Genomic DNA, 25,421 nt, shown 5'->3' with positions numbered 1-25,421 from the left:
AGCCGCAGGAGGTCCTTACTCAGTTGGACGACGCCTTCTCGGGCTTCAGCTCGCTCGGCCGCACGATGACGAACCCCTCACCGTCCAGGCGCAGTTGGACGGCCTCCCCCGAGCCGCCGCGCAGCATGGAGCCGACGCTCTGCGAACGGTGCAGCGAGGTGTTCAGGTGGGCGCTCCAGCCGACGACCGCGTCCGTGTCGACACACACCGGCTGCTGGGGCGTGACGGGTATCACGATGGGATGCCCCTCGCACATCAGGCCGAGCTTCCCGTAACCGGTGAAGACGCTGTTGAAGAGGCCGCCGCCGGTCATCCCGGCACCCTTCACGGTCTTGATCTCGTACGCGAGGGTGGCGTCGAAGCACAGGACGTTGCGGCCGTTGATGGTGAGGACGTCGCCCTGCTCCATCTCCACGATGAAACAGTTGGCCGCCTCGTGGGCGAACCACGCCTCGCCCTGGCCGCGCACCGCCATCAGCGGCAGTCCCTCTCCCGTGACCGCACGCTTGAGCATGCCGCCGAGCCCCTGGCCCTTGCGCTCGAACTGGAGGTCACCGCGGAAGGCGACCATCGACCCCTGGCGGGCGTGCATCTCGCCATTGACCGCGTACTTGATGGATTTGGCGTTCTGCAGGGTCATTCCGGGGGCGGTGGCCTGCTGTGCCATGTGCTCGCTGGAAAAGAGATCGCTCTTCATGCGGGGCATCCTCACCCGGAGGGATTCATTCCGCCAAGAACGGGTTGCGGGGCGGCTGGCAGACTGGACGGGTGAGCAGCGACGACATCTCCGAGTCCCCTTCCGTTCCCGCCGGTCCGCCGGCGGACAGCCCCTTCCGCTCCGAGCGGACGAACCGTGACGAAGCACCTCAGTACGTGCTCCCGCTGGTGGTTCACATCGAGAAGACGGCGCCCCCGGCCCGTACCGACGCGCTGCGCACGGCCGCGCGGGCGGTGCTGGTGATGCTCTCCGACGAGCGGTCGACGGGCGAGGGCGAGTGGGCCCAGGTGATGCGCGACTGGCAGGACGCCCGGATCCGGAAGGTGGTGCGACGGGCGCGCGGAGCGGAGTGGCGGAAGGCCTGCGCCCTTCCCGGGATCACGGTCGTGGGGGACGAGGCCGAGGTGCGGGTCTACCCTCCGGTGCCGCTGGACGGCTGGCCGAAGGAGCTCGCGAAGCTCCAGGTGTCGGGCACGGATCTGGACGACCCCGAAGCGCCGGCCGCGCCCGACCTCGCGGGGCCGGTGCTCTGGCTGAACCCGGAGCTCGGGATGTCGGCGGGCAAGGAGATGGCACAGGCCGGTCACGGTGCCCAGCTCGCCTGGTGGGAGCTGTCGGAGACCGAGCGCAAGGCGTGGCGCGAGGCGGGCTTCCCGCTCTCGGTTGCCACGCCCGACGCGGCCCGCTGGCGCGAACTCACGGTGAGCGGACTGCCGGTGGTGCAGGACGCGGGGTTCACGGAGATCGCCCCGGGCTCGTGCACGGTGGTCGCCGACCATCCGGCCCTGCGCCGCTGACCGCCCGGCCGGCCACCGCCGGCGCATGCCTCGCGCCAACGGCGGACGGGCCGAGCGCCCCTGCGGACGGGGGGCCGCGTCGCCCCGCCTCGCCCCCGTCCGCGGATTCCTCCCGGTTCCCTGAACGATCCGGTTCGCCGATACGTACCTCCTGACGCCGCCGCACTGGCGATACTGCCCAGTAGGTTGAACGGCCGGTCAGTACCCGGCCGTTGCCACCGGCGGTTGATTGGACGCCGTCACGCCTCGGCCCGGGAGAGACCTCTGTGCGACGCATCAACGGAACGGCCCTCATCATCGCGGCGCTCGTCGCCACGCTCGGCGCCCTCGCCTATCCGGTCTGGTCGTACGCCGACCGCTCCGGCACCGGCCAGGCCAACCTCGACGCGTCGACCACCGCGACCCAGTGGGGCCCGCTCTCCGCGACCGACCGGGAATTCCTGGTGAAGGTCCGCCTGGCCGGACTGTGGGAGCTGCCCGCCGGGCAGCAGGCGATCGAACGGGCGCCGACCGAGGCGATCAAGGCGGCCGGGGACCATCTGGTCGTCGGGCACACGGACCTGGACCGCAGGTCGCGGGAGGTCGCCGCCAAACTGGGTGTGGAGCTGCCGAACCAGCCGACGGAGCAGCAGCAGGGCTGGCTGCGGGAGATGACCGCGGCGAGCGGCCAGGAGTACGAGCGGAAGTTCGCCAACCTGCTGCGGAACGCGCACGGAAAGGTCTTCGCGCTCATCGCCCAGGTACGCCACACCACCCGCAACTCGCTGATCCGGCAGCTGGCGAGCGACGCCAACGTGACCGTGCTCGACCACATCACCATGCTGGAGGCCACCGGCTTCGTCGACTTCGACGCCCTGGCCCGCGAGGCGGCGGGAACGGCGACGGCCAGCCCGAGCGGACCGCCGGTGGCGCCGAGGGGCTCGGTCCTGCCGCAGCCGGTCCCGGCGGCCCCGACCGGGGACCAGTCGTTCACCTCGCGTCCCTCCACGATGCCGATGCCGATGCCGATGCCCTGACAGGCGCACCGCGCCGGCCGGGCCCGCCAGGAGCCGGGGAACCTCAAATCAAGCTCTGAACGTCCCCTTCTTCGGGTTCACCGCCGCGCGGCGGGGCCATGACCCCTGCACAGAGCGGCGGAGGGGGACACCATGGAGCTGGGAATCGGGATCGGCTGGCGGCCGGAGATCGCCGACGCGGTGGAGGCGCTGCCGGGGATCGACTGGGTGGAGGCGGTGGCGGAGAACCTCTGCGCCGACCATCTGCCGGCTTCCCTGGTACGGCTCAGGGAGCGGGGCGTCACCGTGGTCCCGCACGGCGTCTCGCTCGGCCTCGGCGGGGCCGACCGCCCCGACGCCGGGCGGCTCGCCGGCCTGGCGGCGCGCGCCACCCTGCTGGGCGCGCCCCTGGTGACCGAGCACATCGCCTTCGTACGGGCGGGCGGCGCGCGCACGGCGTCACCGGTGCTGGAGGCGGGACACCTGCTGCCCGTGCCGCGTACCTGGGCGGCGCTGGACGTGCTCTGCGAGAACGTGCGGGTGGCGCAGGACTCGCTGCCGGTGCCGCTGGCGCTGGAGAACATCGCGGCGCTGATCTCCTGGCCGGACGAGGAGCTGACCGAGGGGCAGTTCCTGGCGGAGCTGGTCGAACGCACGGGAGTGCGGCTGCTGATCGACGTGGCGAATCTGCACACGAACCACGTCAACCGGGGCGAGGACCCCGCCACCGCCCTAGACGAACTGCCCGTGGAGGCCATCGCGTACGTGCACGTGGCAGGCGGCGTGGAGAAGGACGGCGTCTGGCACGACACCCACGCCCACCCCGTCACGGGGCCCGTGCTCGACGTCCTCGCCGAACTCCGCTCCCGTATCGCCCCGCCCGGGGTCCTGCTGGAGCGCGACGACGACTTCCCGCCGCCCGCCGCGCTGGCCGGGGAACTGGACGCGATCCGCGACACCCTCGCCGCCCGCCGGGCCGGCGCGCCCCGGCCCGCTCCCCGCCCGTCGAGTGCCGGACCGCCCGCCCCCGGCACGGCGCGGACCGTGCGGCCCGGGAACGGGGCCGGGGACCCGGAGGCGCTGCGGGACCGGGTGGCGGTCGCGCAGACCGCGCTGCTCTCCGCCCTCGTCGCCGGCACCCCCGCCCCCGAGGGCTTCGACCACCGCCGCCTCGGCGTCCAGAGCCGGGCCCTGGCCGCCAAGCGCGCCGACGTCGTCGCCAAGGTGGCCCCCGAGCTCCCGGAGATCCTGGGCCGCGGCTACCGGGAGGCGTTCCTCGCGTACGCCAGGAGCCGTCCGATGTCCGCCGGATACCGGCGCGACGCCCTGGACTTCGCCGAGCGGCTGCTCATCGCCGGCCTCCCCGCCGACGAGGCGGCCCGCCGTCGGCTGACCCACTGGTGGCAGGACCGGGCCGCTGCCCGCCCGCCCCGCCGCACCGCCCAGCTTGCCCGTGCGGCCCGTTCCGTACTCGCAGGAAGGTGACCGGGATGAACGTACTGGCCCTGGTCCTCACGCTCGCCGTGGCGGTCTCCTCGACGCTGCTGATCCTGGGCTCCGGCCGCGCCCGCCGCGGCCTCGACGGCCCTGCCCACGACCTGTCCGAGGTGGCGTTCCTGAACGGCGGCCCCGGGCGGGTCGTGGACACCGCGCTGGCCGCGATGCTGGCGGACGGCCGGCTGGTCGTCGGCGGCCCCGGGATCGCCGCGGTCCAGCGGGCCGTCGCCCACGACCCGGTGGAGCGGGCGGTGCTCCAGGAGCAGGCCGCGGCTCCCAGCGGAGCCCTGCACACGCTGCGGAACGCGGTGATGCGCCATCCCGCCGTCCAGGAGCTCGGCGACGGCCTCGCCGAACGCGGTCTGCTCAACGTTCCCGGGGCGAACCGGAAGTGGCGCCGCTGGGGTCTCGCGCAGGGGCTGGGCTGCCTGCTCGGCTTCCCGGTCGCCTTCGTGCTGACCATCGCGCAGGCCGTCGGGTCGGACGGCTACTCCGACACCTTCCCGTTCTTCCTCCTGGTGTTCCCCGCCCTCGCCGCCGGCACCGTCATCGGGCTGGTCGTCGCGGGCAGCGCACGCGCCCGGATCACCAAGGCGGGGCGCCGGGCAGCGGCGGAGTTCCGTACCGCTCACGCGTACGCGACGGACGCGGCGCACCTGGTGGCCATGGCCGGGCCGCGGGCGCTCACCGACCCGGCGCTGCGGGCGCACCTGATCACGGCGGCCCGGATGCGGCCCGCGGGAGGGCCCCTGAACTCGTCCTCACCGTCGCATCACTCGTCCGACTCCTCCGCACTGCTTCTCGTGCCGGCGGTGTGGTGCGCCGGGTCGAGCCCCGGCGACGGCGGCTGCGGAAGCAGCGGCGGGAGCGGGGGCGGCGGGTGCGGGTCGTCGGGGTCCGGCTGCGGTTCCGGGTCCAGTTGCGGCTCGGGCTCCAGTTGCGGCTCCGGATCCAGCTGCGGCAGCAGTTCGAGTTCCAGCTGCGGCTCCAGTTGCGGCAGCAGTTCCTGAGCGGTCGCTGTCCGCATCCTGAAATCCCCTGGCGCTCCGTCCCGCCCTCGCATACGACTCCGGCATGCTCTGGGTTCTGTTCCTGCTGGTCGCATGGGGCGCGGCGACCCTCTCCTGTGTCCGGCTCTGTCTCGCCGCCGCTCGCGTGAGCCCGCCGCGGGGAGGCTCGCCCCACGCTGCGGAAGGCCCCGGACTCACGCTGTACGAGACCGCCTTCCTGGCCGGCGGCCCGCACCGGGTCGCCGATCTGGCGCTCGTCACCCTGCATCTGCGCCGGCGGCTGCTGCTCGCGCACACCGGCTGGGCGACGGTGGTCGACCCGGACGGCCGTGACGAGGTGGAGCGCACGGTGATCCGCGCCATCGGCCCGCAGGGCCAGTCCCCGATACCGCCGGTCCGCACGGCAGCGGCGGCGGCCGACGCCGTGCGCGCCCTCGCCGACCGCCTCGTCGCCGCGGGACTGGCGCTTCCGCGCGGGGCGGGGGCGGACATCGCGTCGGCGGTGCGCGCGGTCCGCGGGGCCGCTGTGCTGACAGCCGCGCTCGGCGCCGCCGCGCTGCTCGTACCCGGGCGCGAGCGGGACCCGGGCGGCTCGGGGATGCCCGTGCTCGCCTGGTTCGGACTGCCGCTCGTACTGACCCTGGGCTGCCTGGCCGTCGCCCGGATGGAAGTGCATCCGTACAGCGCCTGGGCGTCCCCCGCCGGACAGCGGCTTCTGGACGCGCGCACGGCCGCCGCGGATGGTCCTGAGGGCGATGTGCTGGTGGCGGTCGCCGTGCGCGGGGTGCGCGCGCTCGCCGACCCGGCGCTGCGGGCCGCGCTCGGCGGCGGGGGCGGCGCACGGATCATCCCGTGACCAGCCGGTGAAAGACACCGGTGCGGCGCGCCGGAGGCGCGCCGCACCGGAAGCCGAACCCGGTGTCGCTGGAACGGCGGGCGGCACGCTGTACCGCGGGTTCCGCCGTCTGATCTTCCGGGTTGGGGTGATCGGAACCCGCTCGCTACGCGAGCCCGGCCACCAGGTCCGCGACCGACTTGCGCCGGCCGGTGAAGAAGGGGACCTCCTCGCGGACGTGCATCCGCGCCTCGGAGGCCCGCAGGTGACGCATGAGGTCGACGATGCGGTGCAGCTCGTCGGCCTCGAAGGCCAGGACCCACTCGTAGTCGCCGAGGGAGAAGGAGGCGACGGTGTTGGCGCGCACGTCCGGGTACCCGCGGGCCATCTTGCCGTGGTCGGCGAGCATGCGGCGGCGGTCCTCGTCCGGCAGCAGGTACCAGTCGTAGGAGCGCACGAAGGGGTACACGCTGATGTAGTCGCGCGGCGTCTCGTCGGCGAGGAACGCCGGGACGTGCGACTTGTTGAACTCGGCGGGGCGGTGCAGCGCCATGTTCGACCAGACCGGGTCGAGGCTCTTGCCCAGCCGGGTGCGCCGGAAGAAGTTGTACGCCTCCTGCAGCGCGTCCGAGGTCTCGGCGTGCCACCAGATCATGACGTCGGCGTCGGCGCGCAGGCCCGACACGTCATAGGTGCCGCGCACGGTGACGTCCTTGGCCGCGAGCTGGTCGAACAGCTCCTGGACCTCGCCGGAGTACGCCGCACGGTCCGTGTCCGCGGGCAGCACGTCGCGCAGCTTGAAGACGGACCACAGGGTGTAGCGGACGACGTCGTTGAGGTCCTTCGCCTTCTTGCCGGCGTTGGGGGCCTTGCTTGATGTCACAGTCTCAGGAGCACTCATACGGCTATTGTCCCGCCTCGCTCCGGGTGCCCTGAACCAGGGTCGGAGTGGCGATGATCTCTCCGGCGTCCCCCGCGCCGTTCCCTCCCGCGAGGTCCAGGACGATCTCGTCCGCGGCACGGTGGGCGCTCGCGATGCAGGCGGGGATGCCGACCCCGTCGTAGACCGCGCCGCAGACGCGCAGCGCGGGCAGTACGGCGACCTCCTCCCGGATCCGGGCGACGCGGCCGAGATGGCCCACGGGATACTGCGGCAGGCCGCCGATCCACCGGGTGACCTCGGTGGCGACGGGCTTCGCGGCCAGTCCGGTCGCCGCGGCGAGGTCGCTCAGCGACACGTCGACGAGCTCGCCGTCCTCGCGGTGCAGATGCTCCTCCTCGCCGTAGCGGCCCACCGAGGTCCTCAGGACGAACAGGTCCGGCGCCGCGTCGGCGACCCACTGCCACTTGTGGGTGGAGAAGGTGGCGGCCTTGATGGTGTGGCCGTCGACCGGGGGCACCAGGAAGCCGGAGCGGCCGTCGAAGGCCGGGGAGCCCGTCACGTCGGAGCGCCGGAAGGCCAGGGTGACCAGAGCCATCGACGCGTACTCGACGCCCGCGAGCCCGGCGGAAGCGGCCGGGGACTCGGCGGCGAGGAGGGCGGAGGCGGACCACGCGGGGACGGCGAGGACGATGCCGTCGGCGCTGATCACCCGGGTGTCGGTGCGGACGTCCCATCCGTCGGCACCGCGGGTCAGGCCCAGCACGGGCGTCTCGGTGAGGATCTCGCCGCCGCCGGCGCGCACGGCCTCGGCCACGGCGCCCGGCAGGGTGCCGATCCCTCCGTCGATCCCCTGGAAGACCGGTCCGGTCTGCTGCCGGGCGGCGGCCCGCTCCTGGATGCGGGTCACCCCGTCGAGCAGGGAGCCCGCCTGCCGGGCGACCTCGAAGAGCTGCGGCACCGCGGCGCGCAGCGAGATCCGGTAGGCGTCGCCCGCGTACACGCCGCCCAGGAGCGGCTCGACCAGGCGGTCCACGACCTCGCGGCCGAGCCGGTCCGCCACGTACGCGCCGACGGCCACGTCGTCGCCCACGGCGGTCGGGGCCAGGTCGCGTTCCCGGGCGACGCGGGCGAGGCCCTCGGGCGAGAGCACCTCACCGAGCACCGCCGGGTCGCCGGGGACCCCCATCACATGGCCCTTGGGCATGGGACGCAGCACGTCCCGCGTCCACAGCGCGGCGGTGGCGGTGGCGGGCGGCTGGAGCCGGTCGCCGAGCCCGACGGCGCGGGCCAGCGCGACCGCCTCCGGCCGGCGGGCGAGCATCGACTCGGCGCCGAGGTCGACGCGTACGCCCGCGACCTCGCCGGTCATGAGCTTGCCGCCGAGCCGGTCGGTCGCCTCCAGGAGGGTGACCCTCAGGCCGGTCCCCAGGAGCCGGTGGGCGGCGGCGAGTCCGGCGATGCCGCCGCCGATGACGACGACGTGACCGGGGGCCCTGTCCGCGCGGTGTGCTGAACGCTGCATGCCCCCACTCTCTCAAACCTCTTCCGAGTCCCGACCGTGACCGCTTCGACACCGGTTTCGCGAAACCCGGACCGCCGTCCCGCACGTCGAACCGAAGCAAGCAATCACCCGTCCTGGGGGGACAGTTATGCACGAAGTACCCATCACCCGTACCGGCAGACGGGCGGCCCGCCGCTCGGGCACCGCGCTCGCCGCCGGGCTGCTCACCGCCGTCCTCGCGCTGAGCGGATGCGGCGCGGGCTCCGACGGCGGCGACTCCGGTGCGGCCTCCGACGAGCGCGCCGTGTCCGCCACCGGACAGAACAAGGCGGACGCCGGGGGCGAGGCGGCACCGGACGCCGAGGGGGGCTCGGCGAAGTCGGGGAAGCCGAAGACACCGGCTCCGGGGTCGGCCCCGCACGTCATCCGTACCGCGTCCCTGTCCGTGGAGGTCAGGAGCGCGTCCAAGGCCGCCGCCGCCGCCCGTACCGTCGCGCAGAACGCGGGCGGGCTGGTCGCCGACGAGACGACCGAGCAGGTGGACGACACGCACGACTCCTCGCATCTCGTGCTGCGGGTGCCGCAGGAGGAGAACGACCACGTGCTGCGGGAGCTCGCCGGGGCGGGGAAGCTGCTCTCCCGTACGTCCACCGCCAAGGACGTCACCGATCAGGTCGTCGACGTGGAGAGCCGGATCGCCACCCAGCGCGCCAGTGTGGCGCGGGTGCGCAAGCTGATGGAGCGGGCCGGCACACTCTCCGACGTCGTCACACTGGAAGGCGAACTGAGCAGCCGTCAGGCATCCCTGGAGTCCCTGCTCGCCCAGCAGGCCTCGCTCAAGGACCGTACGACGCTGGCCACGATCACGCTCGACCTGACGGAACCGGAGGCGGCGCCGGAGGAGGACGGGGACCCCGGATTGCTGGACGCGCTGAGCGGCGGCTGGCACGCCTTCCTGACGATGCTGCGCTGGCTGGCCATGGTGGTGGGCGCCACGGCTCCGTTCCTGGCCGTCGCGGCCGTCCTGCTCGTCGTGTGGCGGCTGCTGCGCCGCCGGGGCAGGGCGGCCGGGGAGCCCCCGGCGGCCGGCGAGTGAGGGCCCCCGGGGGCGCCGCCGCGCCCCCGGGATCCGCCGCGCCGTAGCGTGGGCCCTTCGCAGGTGCGTCGAAGGGATCTGGCATGGCGGCGGAACGACTGGTGGTCATCGGGGGTGACGCGGCGGGCATGTCCGCCGCGTCCCAGGCACGCCGGCTCAAGGGCCCCGACGAGCTGGCCATCACCGCTTTCGAGCGGGGGCACTTCACCTCGTACTCGGCCTGCGGAATCCCGTACTGGGTCGGCGGTGACGTCGAGCAGCGGGACGACCTGATCGCGCGCACCCCCGAGGAGCACCGCGCCCGCGGCATCGACCTGCGGACGCGTACCGAGGTGACGGAGATCGATGTCGCCGGGCAGCGGGTGCGCACCCTGGACCGGGACTCGGGCGAGACCTCGTGGACCGGCTTCGACAAACTGGTCATCGCGACGGGGGCCCGTCCGGTGCGCCCCGCCCTGCCCGGCATGGACGCGCCCGGGGTCCACGGCGTGCAGACCCTGGACGACGGGCAGGCGCTGCTGGACACCCTGGACCGGGCGAAGGGCCGGCGCGCGGTCGTCGTCGGTGCGGGCTACATCGGCGTCGAGATGGCCGAGGCGATGCTGAAGCACGGCTTCGAGGTGACCGTGCTCAACCGCGGGCGGCAGCCGATGGCGACGCTGGACCCGGACATGGGGCGCCTCGTCCACGAGGCGATGGACGGGCTCGGGATCACGACGGTGAACGGCGCGGCCGTCACCGCGATCCGTACCGGTGCGGACGGCCGGGTGAGCGCCGTGGAGACGGACGGCGCGTCGTACCCGGCGGACGTGGTGGTGCTCGGCATCGGCGTCGAGCCGGAGACGACCCTGGCCCGCGCCGTCGGACTGCCGCTCGGCCCCCACGGCGGGCTGCTCACCGATCTGTCCCTGCGGGTCGCGGGTCACGACAACATCTGGGCGGGCGGCGACTGCGTCGAGGTCCTCGACCTGGTGGCGGGCCGCACGCGCCACATCGCCCTGGGCACGCATGCCAACAAGCACGGCCAGATCATCGGCTCCAACGTCGGCGGCGGCTACGGAACGTTCCCCGGCGTGGTCGGCACCGCCGTGAGCAAGGTCTGCGACCTGGAGATCGCCCGCACCGGTCTGCGTGAGAAGGACGCCCGCGCGGTGGGTCTGCGCTTCGTCACGGCGACGATCGAGTCGACGGGCCGGGCCGGCTACTACCCGGGGGCGCGGCCGATGACGGTGAAGATGCTCGCGGAGTACCGCACGGGGCGGCTGCTGGGCGTGCAGATCGTGGGACGTGACGGGGCGGCCAAGCGGGTGGACACGGCGGCGGTGGCGCTCACCGCCCGGATGACCGTGGAGCAGATCACGTCGCTGGACCTGGGCTACGCCCCGCCGTTCTCCCCCGTCTGGGACCCGGTCCTGGTGGCGGCCCGCAAGACGGTCACCGCGCTGCGGGAGGCCGGCACCGCCTGAGCGGCGCCCGCCTCCCGGGCGGCCGGTGTCAGCGCGCGGTGCTGGTGTGGACGTACTCGACCAGGCGCGTCAGCGCGTCCGGGTCCATCGACGGCATCACACCGTGGCCCAGGTTGAAGATGTGGCCCTCCAGGCCGGCGGCCGCGTCCAGCACCTCCTGGGTCTTGGCCTCCACGGCGGCGGTCGGGGCGAAGAGCACGGCGGGGTCGAGGTTGCCCTGGAGCGCCTTGCCGGGGCCTACGCGGCGCGCGGCCTCGTCCATCGGGACGCGCCAGTCGACGCCGACGACGTCCGCGCCGGCCTCGCCCATGAGGCCGAGCAGTTCACCGGTGCCGACACCGAAGTGGATGCGCGGGACGCCGTACGGGGCGACGGCGTCGAAGACCTTCGCCGAGGCGGGCAGCACGGAGCGGCGGTAGTCGGCGGGGGCCAGGGCGCCCACCCAGGAGTCGAAGAGCTGCACCGCGGAGGCGCCGGCGTCGATCTGGACCTTGAGGAAGGCGCCGGTGATCTCGGCGAGGCGGTCGAGCAGGTCGGCCCAGAGCTCCGGGTCGCCGTACATCAGGGCCTTGGTGTGCTCGTGGTTGCGGGACGGGCCGCCCTCCACGAGGTAGCTCGCAAGAGTGAACGGAGCGCCGGCGAAGCCGATGAGCGGCGTGGCGCCCAACTCGGCGGTGAGCAGGCCGATGGCCTCGGTGACGTACGGGACGTCCTCGGGGGTGAGGTCGCGCAGCCGGGCGAGGTCGGCGCGGGTGCGGATCGGCTCGGCGATCACCGGGCCGACGCCGGGCTTGATGTCGAGGTCGATGCCGATGGCCTTGAGCGGGACGACGATGTCGCTGTAGTAGACCGCGGCATCCACCTTGTGGCGGCGGACGGGCTGCATCGTGATCTCGGCGACGAGCTCCGGCATCGTGCAGGACTCGAGCATCGGGATGCCTTCGCGCACCTTCAGGTACTCGGGCAGCGAGCGCCCCGCCTGGCGCATGAACCACACCGGCGTGTGGGGCACGGGCTCGCGGCGGCACGCCTTCAGGAACACCGAGTCGTGGGTGGCGGAGGTCTTCGTCTGGTGGCCCGAGGGGCGGTCAATGGCACTCACGCACCGAATCTTCGCATGCGTGCCGAATGAGCCCCGCCCCGCACGGGTGTCCTTCCGCGCGCGAGGCTCCGGTTCCGCCTACTCTTCCCCGCATGGCTCCGGCGCAGGGACACTTCTCCGATCAATCCGATGGTGCTGACGGCACGGACAGTGCGGAGGGTGGTTCCGTCCCGCCCGCGTTCGGTTCGGCGGTCGACGCGCTGCGCTCGGCGCGCCTGCGTCCCGAGCTGGAGGTGGAGCCGACGCGGCCTCCGAAGCGCCTGGCTCCGTACGCGTACGCGCTGGAGGCGGCGGTCGTCGACGGCGAGGACGATCTCGCGGACGGCCGGCTCGTCCTGCTCCACGACCCGGCCGGGCACGAGGCGTGGCAGGGCAATTTCCGGCTGGTGACGCTGGTGCGCGCCGAGCTGGAGCCGGAGATGGCGTCCGACCCGCTGCTGCCGGAGGTGTGCTGGTCGTGGCTGACCGGTGCGCTGGAGGCGCGCGGTCTGTCGTACGGGGAGGCCGGCGGCACGGTCACCCGGGCGGGCTCGCACTACTTCGGGGCGCTGGCGACCCGGCGTCCGGCGACGCAGATCGAGATCCGGGCCTCGTGGACGCCGCGCGAGGGGCGCGCCGGTGTGCCGGACACGGCGGCCCATCTGATGGCGTGGGGCGACCTGCTGTGCCAGATCGCCGGGCTGCCGCCCTCGGAGCCGGTGGACGCGGCGGTGGTGACGCTTCCGCAGCGGCGCGGGCCGCAGGTCTCCTAGGGCGTTCGGTTCCCCGGCCCCGGGGGCTCCGGGTCGCCCTTCCCTGCCCGTGACAGAGCGTCACACAAACTTCGTACAGCTACCGGCTCTCTTTTCGTACAATCGATCGCGCGTCCTATTTGCCCGAATTGTTACTCACCAAATAGTGATCTTCCTCTAAAGGAGCAGGGGTCTGCTGCCGAAGGAGTCAATGACCCTTCAAGCACGGTTCGCCCCGGCTTCATCCCCGAGCCGGCCCGTCCCGCCACTCCCCAGGAGGCCTGGTGTCCGTTCTCCTCGAGCAGCCCGCAAGCCTGGTCGCCTACCGCCCGAACAAGCCGACGGCCATGGTCGTCGTGGCCGACCCGCGCGTCCGTTCCACCGTCACCCGCCATCTGTGGGCCCTCGGAGTACGTGACGTCATCGAGGCGTCGTCCATCGCGGAGGCCCGTCCCCGCGTCGGCAACCCGCGCGACATCTGCGTAGCCGACGTCCACCTGCCCGACGGTTCCGGGCTGACCCTGCTGTCCGAAACCCGAGCCGCCGGCTGGCCGAACGGCCTCGCCCTCTCCGCCGCCGATGACATCGGCGCCGTGCGCAACGCCCTCGCGGGCGGCGTGAAGGGCTATGTCGTCACCGGCACCCGTACCAACATCGGCCACCCCACCCGTCCCGGCGTCGCACCCATCGGCGCCACCGCCGCCCGTATGCACCGCCGGCCCCCCGGCACCCCGAGCCACCCGGGCGGCTACCGCGAACTGTCCGGCCGCGAGGTGGAGGTCCTGCGGCTCGTCGCCGAAGGGCAGTCCAACAAGGCCATCGGCGTCTCCATGGGGCTCTCCGCCCTCACCGTCAAGAGCCACCTCGCCCGAATCGCCCGCAAGCTCGGCACCGGAGACCGCGCAGGCATGGTCGCCGTCGCCCTGCGGACGGGCATCATCCACTGATTCCCCCGCATCCGTACCCCCGCCGGTGTGCGGAGATGCGGAAGCGGCTGGATTACATGCATCGGAGCCCGTCGACGGATCATTCCGTCGACGGGCTCCGTACATACACAGATACCCTTGACACGTGACCGACGCCCAAGAGACCGCAGCAGACACTTCACTGCGAACCACCGGGGGCGCTCCCCCGGACGACGTCGCCCCGGCGCCGATCCCCTTGCTCGAACCTCGCGAGGGCATTCCGCCGGTGGTGGCCTCCGACGATGCCCTGGCCCGGGTGATCGCGGCCTTCGCCGCGGGCTCCGGCCCGGTGGCCGTGGACGCCGAGCGCGCCTCCGGCTACCGGTACGGGCAGCGCGCCTACCTCGTACAGCTGCGCCGTGACGGCGCGGGCAGCGCGCTCGTCGACCCCGTGGGCTGCCCCGACCTCTCCGGGCTCGGAGAGGCGCTCCGCGGCACCGAGTGGATCCTGCACGCGGCGACCCAGGACCTGCCCTGTCTGCGGGACATAGGCATGACGCCGACCCGGCTCTTCGACACCGAGCTGGCCGGACGGCTCGCCGGGTTCCCCCGGGTGGGCCTCGGCGCGATGGTCGAGAGCGTGCTCGGCTACTCGCTGGAGAAGGGGCACTCGGCGGTCGACTGGTCGACCCGCCCGCTGCCCGACCCCTGGCTGCGCTACGCGGCACTCGACGTCGAGCTGCTGATCGACCTGCGCGACGCCCTGGAGGAGGAGCTCGACCGGCAGGGCAAGCTGGAGTGGGCGCAGGAGGAGTTCTCCGCCATCGCGTCGGCGCCGCCCGCTCCGCCGCGCCTGGACCCGTGGCGCCGCACGTCCGGCATGCACAAGGTCCGCCGCCGCCGGCAGATGGCGGTGGTCCGCGAACTGTGGACCATGCGTGATCACATCGCCCAGCGCCGCGACATCTCCCCCGGCAAGGTGCTCGGCGACGCCGCGATCGTGGAAGCCGCCCTGGCGCTTCCGCCGAACGTGCAGGCACTGACCGCCCTGCCCGGCTTCGGCCACCGCATGGGCCGCCGCCAGCTGGAGCAGTGGCAGGCGGCCGTGGACCGGGCGAAGGCACTGCCCGACGCGGAGCTCCCGCAGCCCGGCCAGCCCCTGGCCGGACCGCCGCCGCCCCGCGCCTGGGCGGACAAGGACCCGGCCGCCGCGGCCCGTCTGTCGGCCGCCCGGACGGCGGTCTCCGCGCTCGCGGAGCGCCTGCACATGCCGCAGGAGAACCTCATCACCCCGGACACCGTGCGCCGCGTGTGCTGGGAGCCGCCGAAGAACCTGACGCCGGAAACGGTCGAAAGCGCACTCGCCGGGTACGGGGCGCGGCACTGGCAGATCGCACAGGTCGCCCCGCTCCTCCTGCGTGCGCTCGCTTCGGAGGCCTGAGCGGGCATCCGGGAGGGGCGTATTCACGCCAGGTTGGCGCAGCCCTCGCCCCTCGCGCCGCGGTCTTCACGGCCCTTCTCCTCATGGCCCGGCCGGTCCCCTCGTGGGGCCGACCGGGCCATATGTGGATGTGACCTTCGCCGCTCCCGCCGCAAGGACTGGGCAGTCTGGTTACCCGCAAGTAGCATGTGGGTGGCGGCACGCTTCCGGGCGTGCCCCGCAGCAGTGCCATCCCGCACCCTGGAGGAGAGCCACCGTGCCTCGTACCATCCGGGACGTCGTCTTCGTCGACGGCGTCCGCACCCCGTTCGGCAAAGCGGGCCCGAAGGGCATCTACCACGAGACCCGCGCCGACGATCTCGTCGTGAAGGCCATCCGGGAGCTGCTGCGCCGCAACCCGGACCTGGACCCCGCCAAGATCGACGAGGTCGCCATCGCCGCGACCACCCAGATCGGTGACCAGGGCCTGACGCTCGGCCGCACCGCCGGAATCCTGGCCGGGCTGCCCCAGTCGGTCCCCGGTTACTCCATCGACCGCATGTGCGCCGGCGCCCTGACCGCCGTCACCTCGACGGCCGGTTCCATCGCCTTCGGCGCGTACGACGTCGTCGTCGCCGGTGGCGTCGAGCACATGGGCCGCCACCCGATGGGCGAGGGCGTGGACCCGAACCCGCGCTTCGTGTCGGAGAAGCTGGTCGACGAGTCCGCCCTGTTCATGGGCATGACCGCGGAGAACCTGCACGACCGGTACCCCACGATCACCAAGCAGCGCGCCGACGAGTACGCGGTGCGTTCGCAGGAGAAGGCCGCCAAGGCGTACGCCAACGGCAAGATCCAGCAGGACCTGGTGCCGGTCTCCGTGCGCCGCACCAACCCGGAGGCCGGGGACACGGGCTGGGGCCTGGTCACCGCCGACGAGCCGATGCGCCCGGGCACCACGATGGAGTCCCTGGCCGGTCTGAAGACCCCGTTCCGGGCCCACGGCCGCGTAACGGCCGGCAACGCCGCGGGGCTCAACGACGGCGCCACCGCCTCGCTGCTCGCCGCCGAGGACGTCGCGCGCGAGCTCGGCCTCCCGGTCAGAATGCGCCTCGTCTCCTACGCCTTCGCGGGCGTCGAGCCGGAGGTCATGGGCTACGGCCCGATCCCGGCGACGGAGAAGGCCCTGGCGAAGGCCGGCCTGTCCATCTCGGACATCGGTCTCTTCGAGATCAACGAGGCGTTCGCCGTGCAGGTGCTCGCCTTCCTGGAGCACTACGGCATCGCCGACGACGACGCCCGCGTCAACCAGTACGGCGGAGCGATCGCCTACGGCCACCCGCTCGCCTCCTCCGGTGTCCGGCTGATGACCCAGCTGGCCCGTCAGTTCGAGGAGCAGCCGGAGGTCCGCTACGGCCTGACGACCATGTGCGTCGGCTTCGGCATGGGCGCCACGGTCATCTGGGAGAACCCGAATTTCGACGGAGGCAACAAGTGAGTTCCACCACTGAGCTTCTGAAGGGTGCGGCCGAGCTGTTCCCCGGCGAGGTCGTCACCCAGGCGCACGTACGCCACCTGGACCTTCCGGCCGGTGCGGGGCGCTTCGCCCTCATCACGCTGGACAACGGCCTGGACCACACCAAGCCGACCACCTTCGGACCGCAGTCGCTGGCGAACCTGAACGCCGCGATCGACCAGGTCGAGAAGGAGGCCGCCGAGGGTGCGATCACCGGTATCGGCATCACCGGCAAGCCGTTCATCTTCGCGGTCGGCGCCGACCTCAAGGGCGTCGAACTGCTGAAGGAGCACAAGGACGCGCTCGCCATCGGCAAGGGCGGCCACGACGTCTTCCGCCGCCTCTCCGGCCTCGCGGTCCCGACGTTCGCGTACTACAACGGTGCGGCGATGGGCGGCGGTGTCGAGGTCGGTCTGCACTGCTCGTACCGCACCGTCTCCAAGGCGCTGCCCGCGTTCTCGCTGCCCGAGGTCTTCCTCGGCCTGGTCCCCGGCTGGGGCGGCTGCGCGCTGCTTCCCAACCTGATCGGCGCCGACCGCGCGGTCTCGGTGATCATCGAGAACTCGCTGAACCAGAACCGTCAGCTCAAGGGCAAGCAGGTCTTCGAGCTCGGGATCGCCGACGCTCTCTTCGAGGGTGCTGACTTCCTGGAGCAGTCGCTGATCTGGACCGCGAACGTGCTGAACGGCACGGTCACGGTGGAGCGTCCCGAGGTCGACCGCGGTGACGCGTGGGACCAGGCCGTCGCCCGCGGCAAGGCCGTCGCCGACTCGAAGGTGCACGGCGCCGCCCCGGCCGCCTACCGCGCGCTGGAGATCATCGCCGCGGCCAAGGACGGCGACCTGGGCGCCGGCTTCGACCGCGAGGACCAGGCCCTCGCGGACCTGATCATGGGCGGCGAGCTGCGCTCCGGGATCTACTCCTTCAATCTGGTCCAGAAGCGCGCCAAGCGCCCGGCCGGCGCACCGGACAAGGCCCTGGCCCGTCCGGTCACCAAGGTCGGCGTGGTGGGCGCGGGCCTGATGGCCAGCCAGCTCGCCCTGCTCTTCCTGCGCCGCCTGGAGGTGCCGGTCGTCCTGACGGACATCGACCAGGCACGCGTCGACAAGGGCGTGGGCTACGTCCACGCCGAGATCGAGAAGCTGCTCGGCAAGGGCCGCATCAACCAGGACAAGGCCAACCGCCTGAAGGCCCTGGTCTCCGGTGTGCTGGACAAGGCGGAGGGCTTCTCCGACGCCGACTTCATCATCGAGGCCGTCTTCGAGGAGATCGGCGTCAAGCAGCAGGTGTTCGCGGAGGTCGAGGCGGTCGCCCCGGCGCACGCGATCCTCGCCACCAACACCTCGTCCCTCTCGGTGACCGAGATGGCGTCGAAGCTGAAGAACCCCGAGCGGGTCGTCGGCTTCCACTTCTTCAACCCGGTCGCGATCCTCCCGCTCCTGGAGATCGTCCGCGGTGAGCAGACCGACGACGCGTCGCTGGCCACGGCCTTCGGCGTCGCGCGGAAGCTGAAGAAGACCGCGGTGCTGGTGAAGGACGCCCCGGCGTTCGTCGTCAACCGCATCCTGACCCGCTTCATGGGCGAGATCCAGAACATCATCGACGAGGGCACCCCGGTCGCCGTCGCCGAGAAGGCCGTGGAGCCCCTCGGTCTGCCGATGTCGCCCCTGGTCCTCCTGGAGCTGGTCGGCCCGGCCATCGGCCTGCACGTCTCCGAGACCCTGAACCGCGCCTTCCCGGAGCGCTTCACCGTCTCCGAGAACCTGGCCGCGGTCGTCAAGGCCGGCAAGCGCGGCTTCTACGTCTACGACTCCGGAAAGCCGGAGCTGGACCCCGAGGTCGCCGCACTCCTCAAGCAGGGCGATGTCGTCCTGTCCGAGGAGCAGGCCCGCGACCGCGTCCTGGACGCGGTGGCGCAGGAGATCGGCCTGATGCTGGACGAGGGCGTCGTCGCCGAGGCCCAGGACATCGACCTCTGCCTGATCACCGGCGCGGGCTGGCCCTTCCACCTGGGCGGCATCACGCCGTACCTGGACCGTGAGGGCGTCTCGGAGCGGGTGAACGGGAAGAAGTTCCTGGAGCCCGGTGTGGCCAGCGTTCCGGCGTAACGCCACCTCGGTGCATGCGGCGAGGGCCGTACGGGAGCGATCCCGTACGGCCCTCGCGGCTTTCGGCGCCCGGGTCGGGGCCTCGCGCTCACCGGCGCGGTGAGCGCGGGCTCTGCCGGGTCCGCCGTGTCAGCGGATGCCCTCTTCCTGCACGAACTCGCCCAGCCAGGCGCGGAAGTCCGGGCCGAGGTCCTCGCGCTCGCAGGCCAGCCGGACGACGGCGCGGAGGTAGTCGCCGCGGTCCCCGGTGTCGTAACGACGGCCGTCGAAGACCACCGCGTGCACGGGACCGCCGAGTGCCGGGTCCAGGGCCAGCCGGCGCAGGGCGTCGGTCAGCTGTATCTCTCCGCCGCGGCCCGGCGGGGTGTCGCGCAGGATCCCGAAGATCTGCGGGGCGAGGACGTACCGCCCGATCACGGCAAGATTGCTGGGCGCGGTGCCGGGCTCCGGCTTCTCCACCAGGTCGGTGACGGCCAGGACGTCGTCGTCCCCCTCGCCCGAGGGGGCCACGGCCGCGCATCCGTACAGGTGCGTGCGGTCGTCCTCGACCTCCATGAGCGCCACGACGCTGCCGCCGTACCGCTCCTGGACCTCCAGCATCCGGGCGAGCAGCGGGTCGCGCTCGTCGATGAGGTCGTCGCCGAGCAACACCGCGAACGGGGCGTCACCGACGTGCGGTTCCGCGCAGAGGACGGCGTGGCCCAGGCCGAGCGGGTTGCCCTGCCGCACGTAGTGGACGTCGGCCAGTTCGCTCGACTCGCGGACCTGGCGCAGTTTGCCGTCGTCCCCCTTCAGCTCCAGCAGGTGCTCCAGTTCATAAGCACGGTCGAAGTGGTCCTCCAGGGCCCGCTTGTTGCGGCCGGTGACCATGAGCACGTCATCGAGTCCGCTGCGTACGGCCTCCGCCACCACGTACTCGATGGCCGGCCGGTCCACGACCGGAAGCATCTCCTTGGGAGTCGCCTTGGTCGCGGGGAGGAAGCGGGTACCCAGACCCGCGGCCGGGATGACGGCCTTACGGGTACGGCGGTGGTGCGTGGGCATGAACGTGTGCACTCCGGAGGAAGAGGGATCAGGCCCGGTCGGGGCTGACGGTGAACGAAAGCTCGTTGCCGGGCGTGAAGAAGACCTTTCCGCGCGCCGGCCCCTGCGTCGGGTGGTGCCAGCGCTGCGTGGGATAGACGTCGATCCGCTTGCGCTCGAGGAGGTCGTCGAAGAACCGCGCCAGGCGGATGCGCGAATGACCGGCGTCGCGCTCCAGCCACAGGTCCCAGTCGTCGTGGCCACCCGAGGAGGCGGCCACCACCCCGGCGAACGGCAGATGCGCCTCGAAGACTCCGTCGTGCCCGACGGTGACCCGGCCCGCCACCGTCGACGCGGCGATCCCCTTGCGGGGTACGGCAGCCAGCCGCAGCCCCGACAGGTCGGCGCCCGGCGGTGCGACCAGGCTGCCGCGCACGAGCCAGCCGTCCTGCCCCACCAGCACGGAGTGCACCTCGGCGTGCTCCACGCGATGACGCACGAAAACCGACAGATGGCCGTCCGCGGTGCGGTAGGGCACGGGCCAGTACGCGGGGCCGCCCGGCGCGATCCGGCGGACCAGGAGACCACCGGTGTGCACGCCCTCCACGGCGAGCGGCGAGCGGCGGCCGTCCGGCAGCTCCAGGTCGATGTCGTACCGGCCCTCGGCGAGGACCGGCGGTTCGGCCGGGACCGCGTACACGGCCCGGAGCGTGCCCGTCATCTCGTCCACCGACGTGCCGAGGGCGGCCAGTCTGATCAGGGTCTCGCCCCTGCGCGGAGTGATGGTCAGCGCGGGGGGCTCCGCACCGGGGGTCAGGACCGCACGGACCTCGATGGCGCCGTCGCCGCGCACCAGCACCTCCGCCGGGACGCCGGACGGGGCGGGGGCCGGCTCCGCGGCGGCGCGCTCCTTCGGCACCGAGGCCGCCACGTCCCGCAGGAACGCGTCGTAGCGGAAGGCGATGCGCTCCGCGCTGAAGAGCGGGGCCGTCGCGTAGGCGCCCTGGGAGAGCTTTTCGCGCTCGGCGGGCTGTTCGATGAGGTAACGCATCCCGTGCGCCAGGGCGTCCTCGTCCCCGACGGGGACCAGGATGCCGTTGCGGCCGGGGGCGACGATCTCGCCGGGGCCGAAGGGCGCGTCGGCCGCGAGAACCGGAAGCCCGTGGTGCATGGCCTCCACCAGGGTCAGGCCGAAGGACTCGCGGCGGGCCGCGCTCACCGAGAACGCGGCCTTGTCCCACTCCGCAGCGAGGTCGGGAAGCGCGCCCATGAGACGGACCGAGTCGCTGAGTCCGTGCGCGTGCACGAGTTCGTGCAGCCGTGCCTGCTCGGGCCCGCGGCCGAAGATGCGCAGCCGCCACTGCGGGTGGTGGGGGGCGACCTGGGCGAACGCGTTGATCAGGGTGTCGAAGCCCTTGCGCGGCACGAGCTGCCCCGCGGCGGCGATCAGCGGAAGGCCGTGCACGGGCGCGTGCCGGGGCGGCGGCGGCACGATGTTGCCGATGGCGGCGAACGGGGGCGCCTGGTCGCCCATCTGCCGCTGGTAGTTGTTCATGTCGGCCTGGGTGAGGCAGACGACGCCGTCCATCTCGCGGTACAGCTCCAGCGTGCGCGCGCGCAGCTCCTCGGAAGGCACCATCGAACCCTCGTGGTCGATGACCACGCGCCCGTAGCCGTGCCGGCCGTGAGCGAGGAAGTACGCGGCGAACGTCGGCCGGGCGGCGATGACGACATCGGCGCCGCACCTGCCGAGATGACCGAGGATCAGGTCGTCGACCTCCGGGCTGTACTGCTTGGCCCAGTCGTCCTCCCGCGGCATGATCCGGGACGGCTTGCCGCTGCCCTTCGCCGCCCCCTCGCGCCGGTCCGCCAGATAGCGCACGGTCACATCGCCGGAGGGCGGGAAGGACGCCCGGTCCGCGGTGCGGAACACCGAGACGATCTCCACCTCGTGATGGACCGCCAGGGCGGAGGCCAGACTGCTGGTCGCCCGCGGCACTCCGCCGAAATTGTCGATGCTGTGGAGCAGGAAGGAGATCCGCACAAGTGTCCTTCGGGATTCTCGAGGTCCGTGAGGGCCCCTGTCAGTGATGCTCGGTCACCACGAGCGAGAGTTCGTTGTCGGCTGTGAAGTAGGGGCGCAGCCCCACGACGGCACGGCCGACGTCGGGGCCGAACAGGTCCGTCGGTTCCTCCCGCACCAGCTCGGGGAAGCGCTGCACATCGCGCCGCACCACCTGGTCGTCGGCGATGCGCGCGACCCTGACCGGCTCCCTCCCGCTGCTGTCGGCGAGCAGCACGTCCCAGTTCTCACGCAGGAGCAGCCGGGCCCTCATGGCCTCGTCCATGACCAGCTCCGCGCCGAACCAGCCGCCTTCGAAGCGCACCCGGCCGGCCGCCAGCGTGCGCGCGGGCTCCTGACGCCGGCGCAGCAACAGCAACAGCTCGCCGCCGAGCTGCCACTCGCCCTGGAGCCAGCCCGTCAGCCACAGGCTGGTGTCGCTGTAGTCGACGGTCACCAGCTCGGCGTGGCTCTGCCGGGACCAGACGCGCAGACGCAGATACCCCCCCTCGGAGGCGTACGGCAGCACCCAGTGAAAGTGGTCCAGGTCGCCCAGGTGCCCGACGTCGCGTGCCCCGCCGAGCGTGCACAGCCCGTAGCGCAGGCGGCTCTCCCTGCCCTTGCCGTCCACGGCGTAGAGGTCGGCGCGGCCCTCCCCGAGCACGGCCAGCTCGCGGGCGTCGATCAGGGCCCGCGTACCGCCGCCCTCGACGGCGAAGTCGACCACTTCCTTGCGGCCCTTGCCCTGTTCCTTGACGCGTACCGTGCGGGCGCCGGACACGCCGCGCAAGGTGAGCTCCCAGACGCCGTTCGTCAGGACCCGGCAGTCGGCGGTGGGCCGGGGACGGTCCTCGGCGGGCGCGCCGCCGCCCGCACGCCGCCCCTTGCCCCAGCGGCCTCGTACCCCGGCCTTGACCGACGTGAACAGTTCTTCGTACGCCTCGGCGACCTGCTCCGCGCCTGCGGACCGCGCGGTCCGCAGGGCCTGGGCCCGGTGCGCGGAGCGCAGTTGCTCGTCCGCCATGTAGCGCTCCAGGGCGGCGGCGGTGCCGTGGACGTCACCGACCGGCACCAGCAGCCCGCCGTGGCCCTCGGCCAGCACCTCGGAGGCTCCGAAGGGCACCTCCGTGGCGACCACGGGCGTGGCCTGGGCGAGCGCCTCCAGCACGGGGCGGGCGCTGTCCACGCGCTCCGCGGTCACCAACGCGATGTCGGCGTCGTAGAAGTCCTCTTCGCCGGCTTCCCGGTCGACCAGCAGCACGTGGTCGTGGAGCCCCAGCGCCATGACCAGTTCGCGGGTCTCACGGCGCAGCGGCCCGGTGCCGAACACCCGCAGCTGCCAGCCCGGCTGAGCCGCACGGGTCTGGGAGAAGGCGTGCAGCGCCAGCTCGACGCGGCGGTGCGAGACCAGGCGTCCGGCGCTGATCACCACACCCGTCGTGGGTTTGTCCGGGCTCTCGGCGAGCAGCACCGGTTCCGGGATCCGGCAGACCTCCACACCGGCGGCGCGCAGCGCCTGGTACTCGGGGGCGGCGGCGTCGTGCTCGGTGAGCGGGACGACCGCGTCCAGTTCGCGGTAGAGCTCCGTCCAGCGGGCGCGCACCGACTCCGGGAGCCGCTCGACGGGCGCCGGCTGGCGGGCGATGCGCCGCGCGTGGGGCACGCGGCACTGGGCCAGGGCCGCGCCGAGGGCGGAGCTGAGCGCCACCACCGCGTCGGCTCCGCTCGCGGACAGGTGCTTCTTGAGCCGTCCGTCGTCGGCGCGGTTGTAGCGCCGGAACTCGGGGTCGCCGGCGATGACGAGCTGGGAGGTCTCGTCGTCGTCCCGGTCGCCGGACCCGACCGAGGGGGCCAGGGCCACGACGTCCACGTTCTCCGGGAGACGCAGCGCCGGATGCGGCTCGGCGGCGCCGCGCACGGCGACGACGGTCACCCGGTGCCCGGCGGCCAGCGTCTGGGCGAGCCGGGCCGCCGCCCGCGCGCCGACGGAATCGGTGGCCACGGTGTGGGCCAGTATCTCGATGTGCATGGCTCAGGCCGCCGTCTTCTCGTACGGGCTCGCCACCGGGTAGAACGCCTCGAGGAAGCGGTGCAGCAGCACGCTCTGGTGCTCGATCTCGGCGGGGTCGCTCGCCGAGTCGTTGAGGCAGAAGGTGTCGCGGTCCCGGCGCAGCAGCAGCAGTTCCAGCTTGTGCTCCAGCTCGGGATCGTCCAGCGCGAAGTAGCCGTACCGGAGGTCGCCGGGCAGGCTGCACCCGGAGTAGTAGCTGTAGTAGTGGTGCAGCGAGGAGGCTATGGACAGGTCGGAGGCGCTCCGCACGGCGCTGGCGGAGGTGCGCCGGTGCTCTTCGGGGAAGTCGCGTTCGATGGCGGCGAGGATGTCCCGGTTGAGCGCGTACGGCACGTGCTTCATCTTCTGTACGAGCGTGCGTCCGAACCGCTCCTGGATGAGGCGGCGGTTGTTCTTCGCGGCGACCGAGGTGGGCACCTCGTCGGGCTCCGGGGGTCCGTAGGGGACCTGGGCCGGGGAGGGGAAGAACTTGGCGATGCCGTTCGGGTGGAAGAACGCCGAGGGCGTGAGGGTCCGCCCGATGAACATGTCGTCGTTGAAGTAGACGAAGTGACGCGAGAGTCCGGGTATGTGGTGCAGCCGGGACTCGATCGCGTGGCTGTTGAAGGTGGGCAGGTGGGAGGGGTCGTCGAAGATCTCCCGGTGGTCGACCACGCGGGCTCTGCCGTCGCCGGCGGCCCACCAGTGCGGTGTCTGCTGGTCGGTGACGATGTAGATGTTCCGCACCCACGGCATGAACATCCGCACCGAGCGCAGGCTGTACTTCAGCTCGTCACGGGAGACGTAGCGGGCCAGGCTCGCCGCTTCCGCGTGGAAGACCTCACCGCGGCTCTCGGCGCGGCGCTTCTGCCAGGCCGGGTCGTCGCCGTCCACCCAGGTGTACACGACGTCGATGGGGAAGGGGTGCTCGTCGGGGAAGGCGATGTCCAGCTCGGGACGGGTGCGGGTCGGGCGAAGCTGCGGCACCTCGGACCCGTGGGCCCGGCCGACGAGCCGGGTCATCTGTTCCCCGGGGACGACGAGTTGCTGGTGGCCGAGGGAGACGTGTTCGCTGGCGCGGTTGCGGCGGGGCGCGGCGAGGCGGTCGAATCCCTGGCCGGGCACGCTCTCCTCGGGCTCCCAGAACTCGATGTCGCAGCCCGTGTCGGCACCGTGCGTCAGGTGCCCCTCCTGCGTGGTGCGGAACCAGAAGGCGCGTACGACGGACAGGCCGCTCGCCCGCTCCCAGGTCTTGTCCGAGGAGCCTTCCCACGCACCGTCGCCGGGGGCCATTCCGGCCTTGGGGCGGGCGATGTAGCCCCTGCTCGCGGACAGGCGGGCGCGGAGCGCCGCCAGGGCCTGGGCGCGGTGGCGGGCGTCGACGCCGACGGCGGAGGCGGTGTCGTCGAGGCCCGGTACCGCGAACCAGTCGATCCCCCCGGCTTCCAGGGCGCGACGGACTTCCAGGTTGTTCAGCTCACGCGCGGCGAGCGGGGTGAGACGGTCGTGTACCAGCGCGACACGCTTGTGCATGTCCACGATGACCCGCCGCTCCGTACGGCCCCTGCGCAGCTGCGCCGGTGCCGGCGCCGGGCGGCGGCCGGTGCCCATCGAGGTCTCGCCAGCCGGTTCTCGGCTGGAGGTGTCAAACACTCGGTTCACTTTCGTTCCGGGGACGGGTGCGGGTGCGGGGCGGGAGGAGCGGT

The 25,421-nt window shown here is 72.7% G+C and carries 20 protein-coding genes; 12 read left to right on the top strand and 8 right to left on the bottom strand.

Annotation, left to right across the window (positions count from 1 at the left end):
* Positions 1-19: 19 nt before the first annotated feature.
* Positions 20-697 (bottom strand): AIM24 family protein, encoded by a 678-nt coding sequence (locus E6R60_RS00255; RefSeq protein ID WP_136324283.1) that lies wholly within the window; start codon positions 695-697, stop codon positions 20-22.
* Positions 698-768: 71 nt separating this feature from the next.
* On the opposite strand from E6R60_RS00255, the gene E6R60_RS00250 reads away from it, so the two are divergent.
* The 5 genes from E6R60_RS00250 to E6R60_RS00230 all read left to right on the top strand — a co-directional run bounded on the left by E6R60_RS00250 (position 769) and on the right by E6R60_RS00230 (position 5,873).
* On the top strand, positions 769-1,515 hold the full coding sequence (locus E6R60_RS00250; RefSeq protein ID WP_136324282.1) for a peptidyl-tRNA hydrolase: 747 nt from the start codon (positions 769-771) through the stop codon (positions 1,513-1,515).
* 266 nt (positions 1,516-1,781) lie between these two features.
* The gene (locus E6R60_RS00245) at positions 1,782-2,531 is read left to right on the top strand and encodes a DUF4142 domain-containing protein (RefSeq protein WP_136324281.1); all 750 of its coding nucleotides are present in this window, start codon (positions 1,782-1,784) and stop codon (positions 2,529-2,531) included.
* A 132-nt stretch (positions 2,532-2,663) separates the two neighbouring features.
* The gene (locus E6R60_RS00240; RefSeq protein ID WP_136324280.1) at positions 2,664-3,995 is read left to right on the top strand and encodes a DUF692 domain-containing protein; all 1,332 of its coding nucleotides are present in this window, start codon (positions 2,664-2,666) and stop codon (positions 3,993-3,995) included.
* A gap of 5 nt (positions 3,996-4,000) precedes the next feature.
* Positions 4,001-5,017, top strand: a complete 1,017-nt coding sequence (locus tag E6R60_RS00235; RefSeq protein WP_136324279.1) for a TIGR04222 domain-containing membrane protein — start codon at positions 4,001-4,003, stop codon at positions 5,015-5,017.
* Positions 5,018-5,081: 64 nt separating this feature from the next.
* Positions 5,082-5,873: a TIGR04222 domain-containing membrane protein gene (locus E6R60_RS00230; RefSeq protein WP_136324278.1), complete on the top strand. Its 792-nt coding sequence runs from the start codon at positions 5,082-5,084 to the stop codon at positions 5,871-5,873.
* Between the two features lie 145 nt (positions 5,874-6,018).
* Here E6R60_RS00230 and hemQ read toward each other — a convergent pair whose 3' ends face one another.
* Both hemQ and hemG read right to left on the bottom strand, forming a co-directional pair.
* Complete coding sequence (gene hemQ, locus E6R60_RS00225) at positions 6,019-6,753, bottom strand: hydrogen peroxide-dependent heme synthase (RefSeq protein WP_136324277.1); 735 nt, start codon at positions 6,751-6,753, stop codon at positions 6,019-6,021.
* A gap of 4 nt (positions 6,754-6,757) precedes the next feature.
* The gene (hemG, locus tag E6R60_RS00220; RefSeq protein ID WP_136324276.1) at positions 6,758-8,257 is read right to left on the bottom strand and encodes a protoporphyrinogen oxidase; all 1,500 of its coding nucleotides are present in this window, start codon (positions 8,255-8,257) and stop codon (positions 6,758-6,760) included.
* A 127-nt stretch (positions 8,258-8,384) separates the two neighbouring features.
* Here hemG and E6R60_RS00215 point away from each other — a divergent pair, with 127 nt between their 5' ends.
* Together E6R60_RS00215 and E6R60_RS00210 are read left to right on the top strand one after the other, a co-directional pair.
* The gene (locus tag E6R60_RS00215; RefSeq protein ID WP_136324275.1) at positions 8,385-9,332 is read left to right on the top strand and encodes a DUF4349 domain-containing protein; all 948 of its coding nucleotides are present in this window, start codon (positions 8,385-8,387) and stop codon (positions 9,330-9,332) included.
* A gap of 83 nt (positions 9,333-9,415) precedes the next feature.
* Positions 9,416-10,798 (top strand): FAD-dependent oxidoreductase, encoded by a 1,383-nt coding sequence (locus E6R60_RS00210; RefSeq protein WP_136324274.1) that lies wholly within the window; start codon positions 9,416-9,418, stop codon positions 10,796-10,798.
* A gap of 28 nt (positions 10,799-10,826) precedes the next feature.
* Here E6R60_RS00210 and hemE read toward each other — a convergent pair whose 3' ends face one another.
* Positions 10,827-11,900 (bottom strand): uroporphyrinogen decarboxylase, encoded by a 1,074-nt coding sequence (gene hemE, locus E6R60_RS00205; protein WP_136324273.1) that lies wholly within the window; start codon positions 11,898-11,900, stop codon positions 10,827-10,829.
* A 92-nt stretch (positions 11,901-11,992) separates the two neighbouring features.
* On the opposite strand from hemE, the gene E6R60_RS00200 reads away from it, so the two are divergent.
* From E6R60_RS00200 to E6R60_RS00180, 5 genes are all read left to right on the top strand, one after another.
* Positions 11,993-12,652 (top strand): DUF3000 domain-containing protein, encoded by a 660-nt coding sequence (locus tag E6R60_RS00200; RefSeq protein ID WP_136324272.1) that lies wholly within the window; start codon positions 11,993-11,995, stop codon positions 12,650-12,652.
* A 263-nt stretch (positions 12,653-12,915) separates the two neighbouring features.
* Positions 12,916-13,578 carry a response regulator transcription factor gene (locus E6R60_RS00195; RefSeq protein WP_093899280.1) on the top strand — a complete coding sequence of 221 codons (663 nt, stop codon included), beginning with the start codon at positions 12,916-12,918 and terminating at the stop codon, positions 13,576-13,578.
* Positions 13,579-13,702: 124 nt separating this feature from the next.
* The gene (locus E6R60_RS00190) at positions 13,703-14,977 is read left to right on the top strand and encodes a ribonuclease D (protein ID WP_206309284.1); all 1,275 of its coding nucleotides are present in this window, start codon (positions 13,703-13,705) and stop codon (positions 14,975-14,977) included.
* 256 nt (positions 14,978-15,233) lie between these two features.
* A complete protein-coding gene (locus tag E6R60_RS00185; RefSeq protein WP_136324271.1) occupies positions 15,234-16,454 on the top strand; it encodes an acetyl-CoA C-acyltransferase in 1,221 nt (406 codons plus the stop codon).
* On the top strand, positions 16,451-18,580 hold the full coding sequence (locus E6R60_RS00180; protein WP_136324270.1) for a 3-hydroxyacyl-CoA dehydrogenase NAD-binding domain-containing protein: 2,130 nt from the start codon (positions 16,451-16,453) through the stop codon (positions 18,578-18,580). The genes E6R60_RS00185 and E6R60_RS00180 overlap by 4 nt, the downstream gene beginning before the upstream one ends.
* 129 nt (positions 18,581-18,709) lie before the next feature.
* Here E6R60_RS00180 and galU read toward each other — a convergent pair whose 3' ends face one another.
* The 4 genes from galU to E6R60_RS00160 are packed head-to-tail and all read right to left on the bottom strand — an operon-like array spanning position 18,710 to position 25,368.
* A complete protein-coding gene (gene galU / locus E6R60_RS00175) occupies positions 18,710-19,624 on the bottom strand; it encodes a UTP--glucose-1-phosphate uridylyltransferase GalU (protein ID WP_136324269.1) in 915 nt (304 codons plus the stop codon).
* Positions 19,625-19,652: 28 nt separating this feature from the next.
* A complete protein-coding gene (locus E6R60_RS00170; RefSeq protein WP_136324268.1) occupies positions 19,653-21,647 on the bottom strand; it encodes a glycosyltransferase in 1,995 nt (664 codons plus the stop codon).
* 40 nt (positions 21,648-21,687) lie between these two features.
* On the bottom strand, positions 21,688-23,694 hold the full coding sequence (locus tag E6R60_RS00165; RefSeq protein ID WP_136324267.1) for a glycosyltransferase: 2,007 nt from the start codon (positions 23,692-23,694) through the stop codon (positions 21,688-21,690).
* Between the two features lie 3 nt (positions 23,695-23,697).
* Positions 23,698-25,368: a stealth family protein gene (locus E6R60_RS00160; RefSeq protein WP_136324266.1), complete on the bottom strand. Its 1,671-nt coding sequence runs from the start codon at positions 25,366-25,368 to the stop codon at positions 23,698-23,700.
* Positions 25,369-25,421: the final 53 nt, after the last annotated feature.

Origin of the sequence: Streptomyces sp. A0642 (assembly GCF_004795105.1) — a bacterium.
Taxonomy (GTDB): Bacteria; Actinomycetota; Actinomycetes; order Streptomycetales; family Streptomycetaceae; genus Streptomyces.
The sequence above is the reverse complement of the archived record's forward strand: the minus strand, read 5'-3'. Positions and strand labels throughout refer to the sequence as shown.

What these genes read in the sequence shown, in the direction of transcription:
- galU (WP_136324269.1), bottom strand. Translation starts at nt 19,624, where the DNA reads ATGCCCACGCACCACCGCCGTACCCGTAAGGCCGTCATCCCGGCCGCG.
- E6R60_RS00230 (WP_136324278.1), top strand. Translation starts at nt 5,082, where the DNA reads ATGCTCTGGGTTCTGTTCCTGCTGGTCGCATGGGGCGCGGCGACCCTC.
- E6R60_RS00255 (WP_136324283.1), bottom strand. Translation starts at nt 697, where the DNA reads ATGAAGAGCGATCTCTTTTCCAGCGAGCACATGGCACAGCAGGCCACC.
- hemG (WP_136324276.1), bottom strand. Translation starts at nt 8,257, where the DNA reads ATGCAGCGTTCAGCACACCGCGCGGACAGGGCCCCCGGTCACGTCGTC.
- E6R60_RS00235 (WP_136324279.1), top strand. Translation starts at nt 4,001, where the DNA reads ATGAACGTACTGGCCCTGGTCCTCACGCTCGCCGTGGCGGTCTCCTCG.
- E6R60_RS00200 (WP_136324272.1), top strand. Translation starts at nt 11,993, where the DNA reads ATGGCTCCGGCGCAGGGACACTTCTCCGATCAATCCGATGGTGCTGAC.
- E6R60_RS00240 (WP_136324280.1), top strand. Translation starts at nt 2,664, where the DNA reads ATGGAGCTGGGAATCGGGATCGGCTGGCGGCCGGAGATCGCCGACGCG.
- hemQ (WP_136324277.1), bottom strand. Translation starts at nt 6,753, where the DNA reads ATGAGTGCTCCTGAGACTGTGACATCAAGCAAGGCCCCCAACGCCGGC.
- E6R60_RS00210 (WP_136324274.1), top strand. Translation starts at nt 9,416, where the DNA reads ATGGCGGCGGAACGACTGGTGGTCATCGGGGGTGACGCGGCGGGCATG.
- E6R60_RS00165 (WP_136324267.1), bottom strand. Translation starts at nt 23,694, where the DNA reads ATGCACATCGAGATACTGGCCCACACCGTGGCCACCGATTCCGTCGGC.
- E6R60_RS00215 (WP_136324275.1), top strand. Translation starts at nt 8,385, where the DNA reads ATGCACGAAGTACCCATCACCCGTACCGGCAGACGGGCGGCCCGCCGC.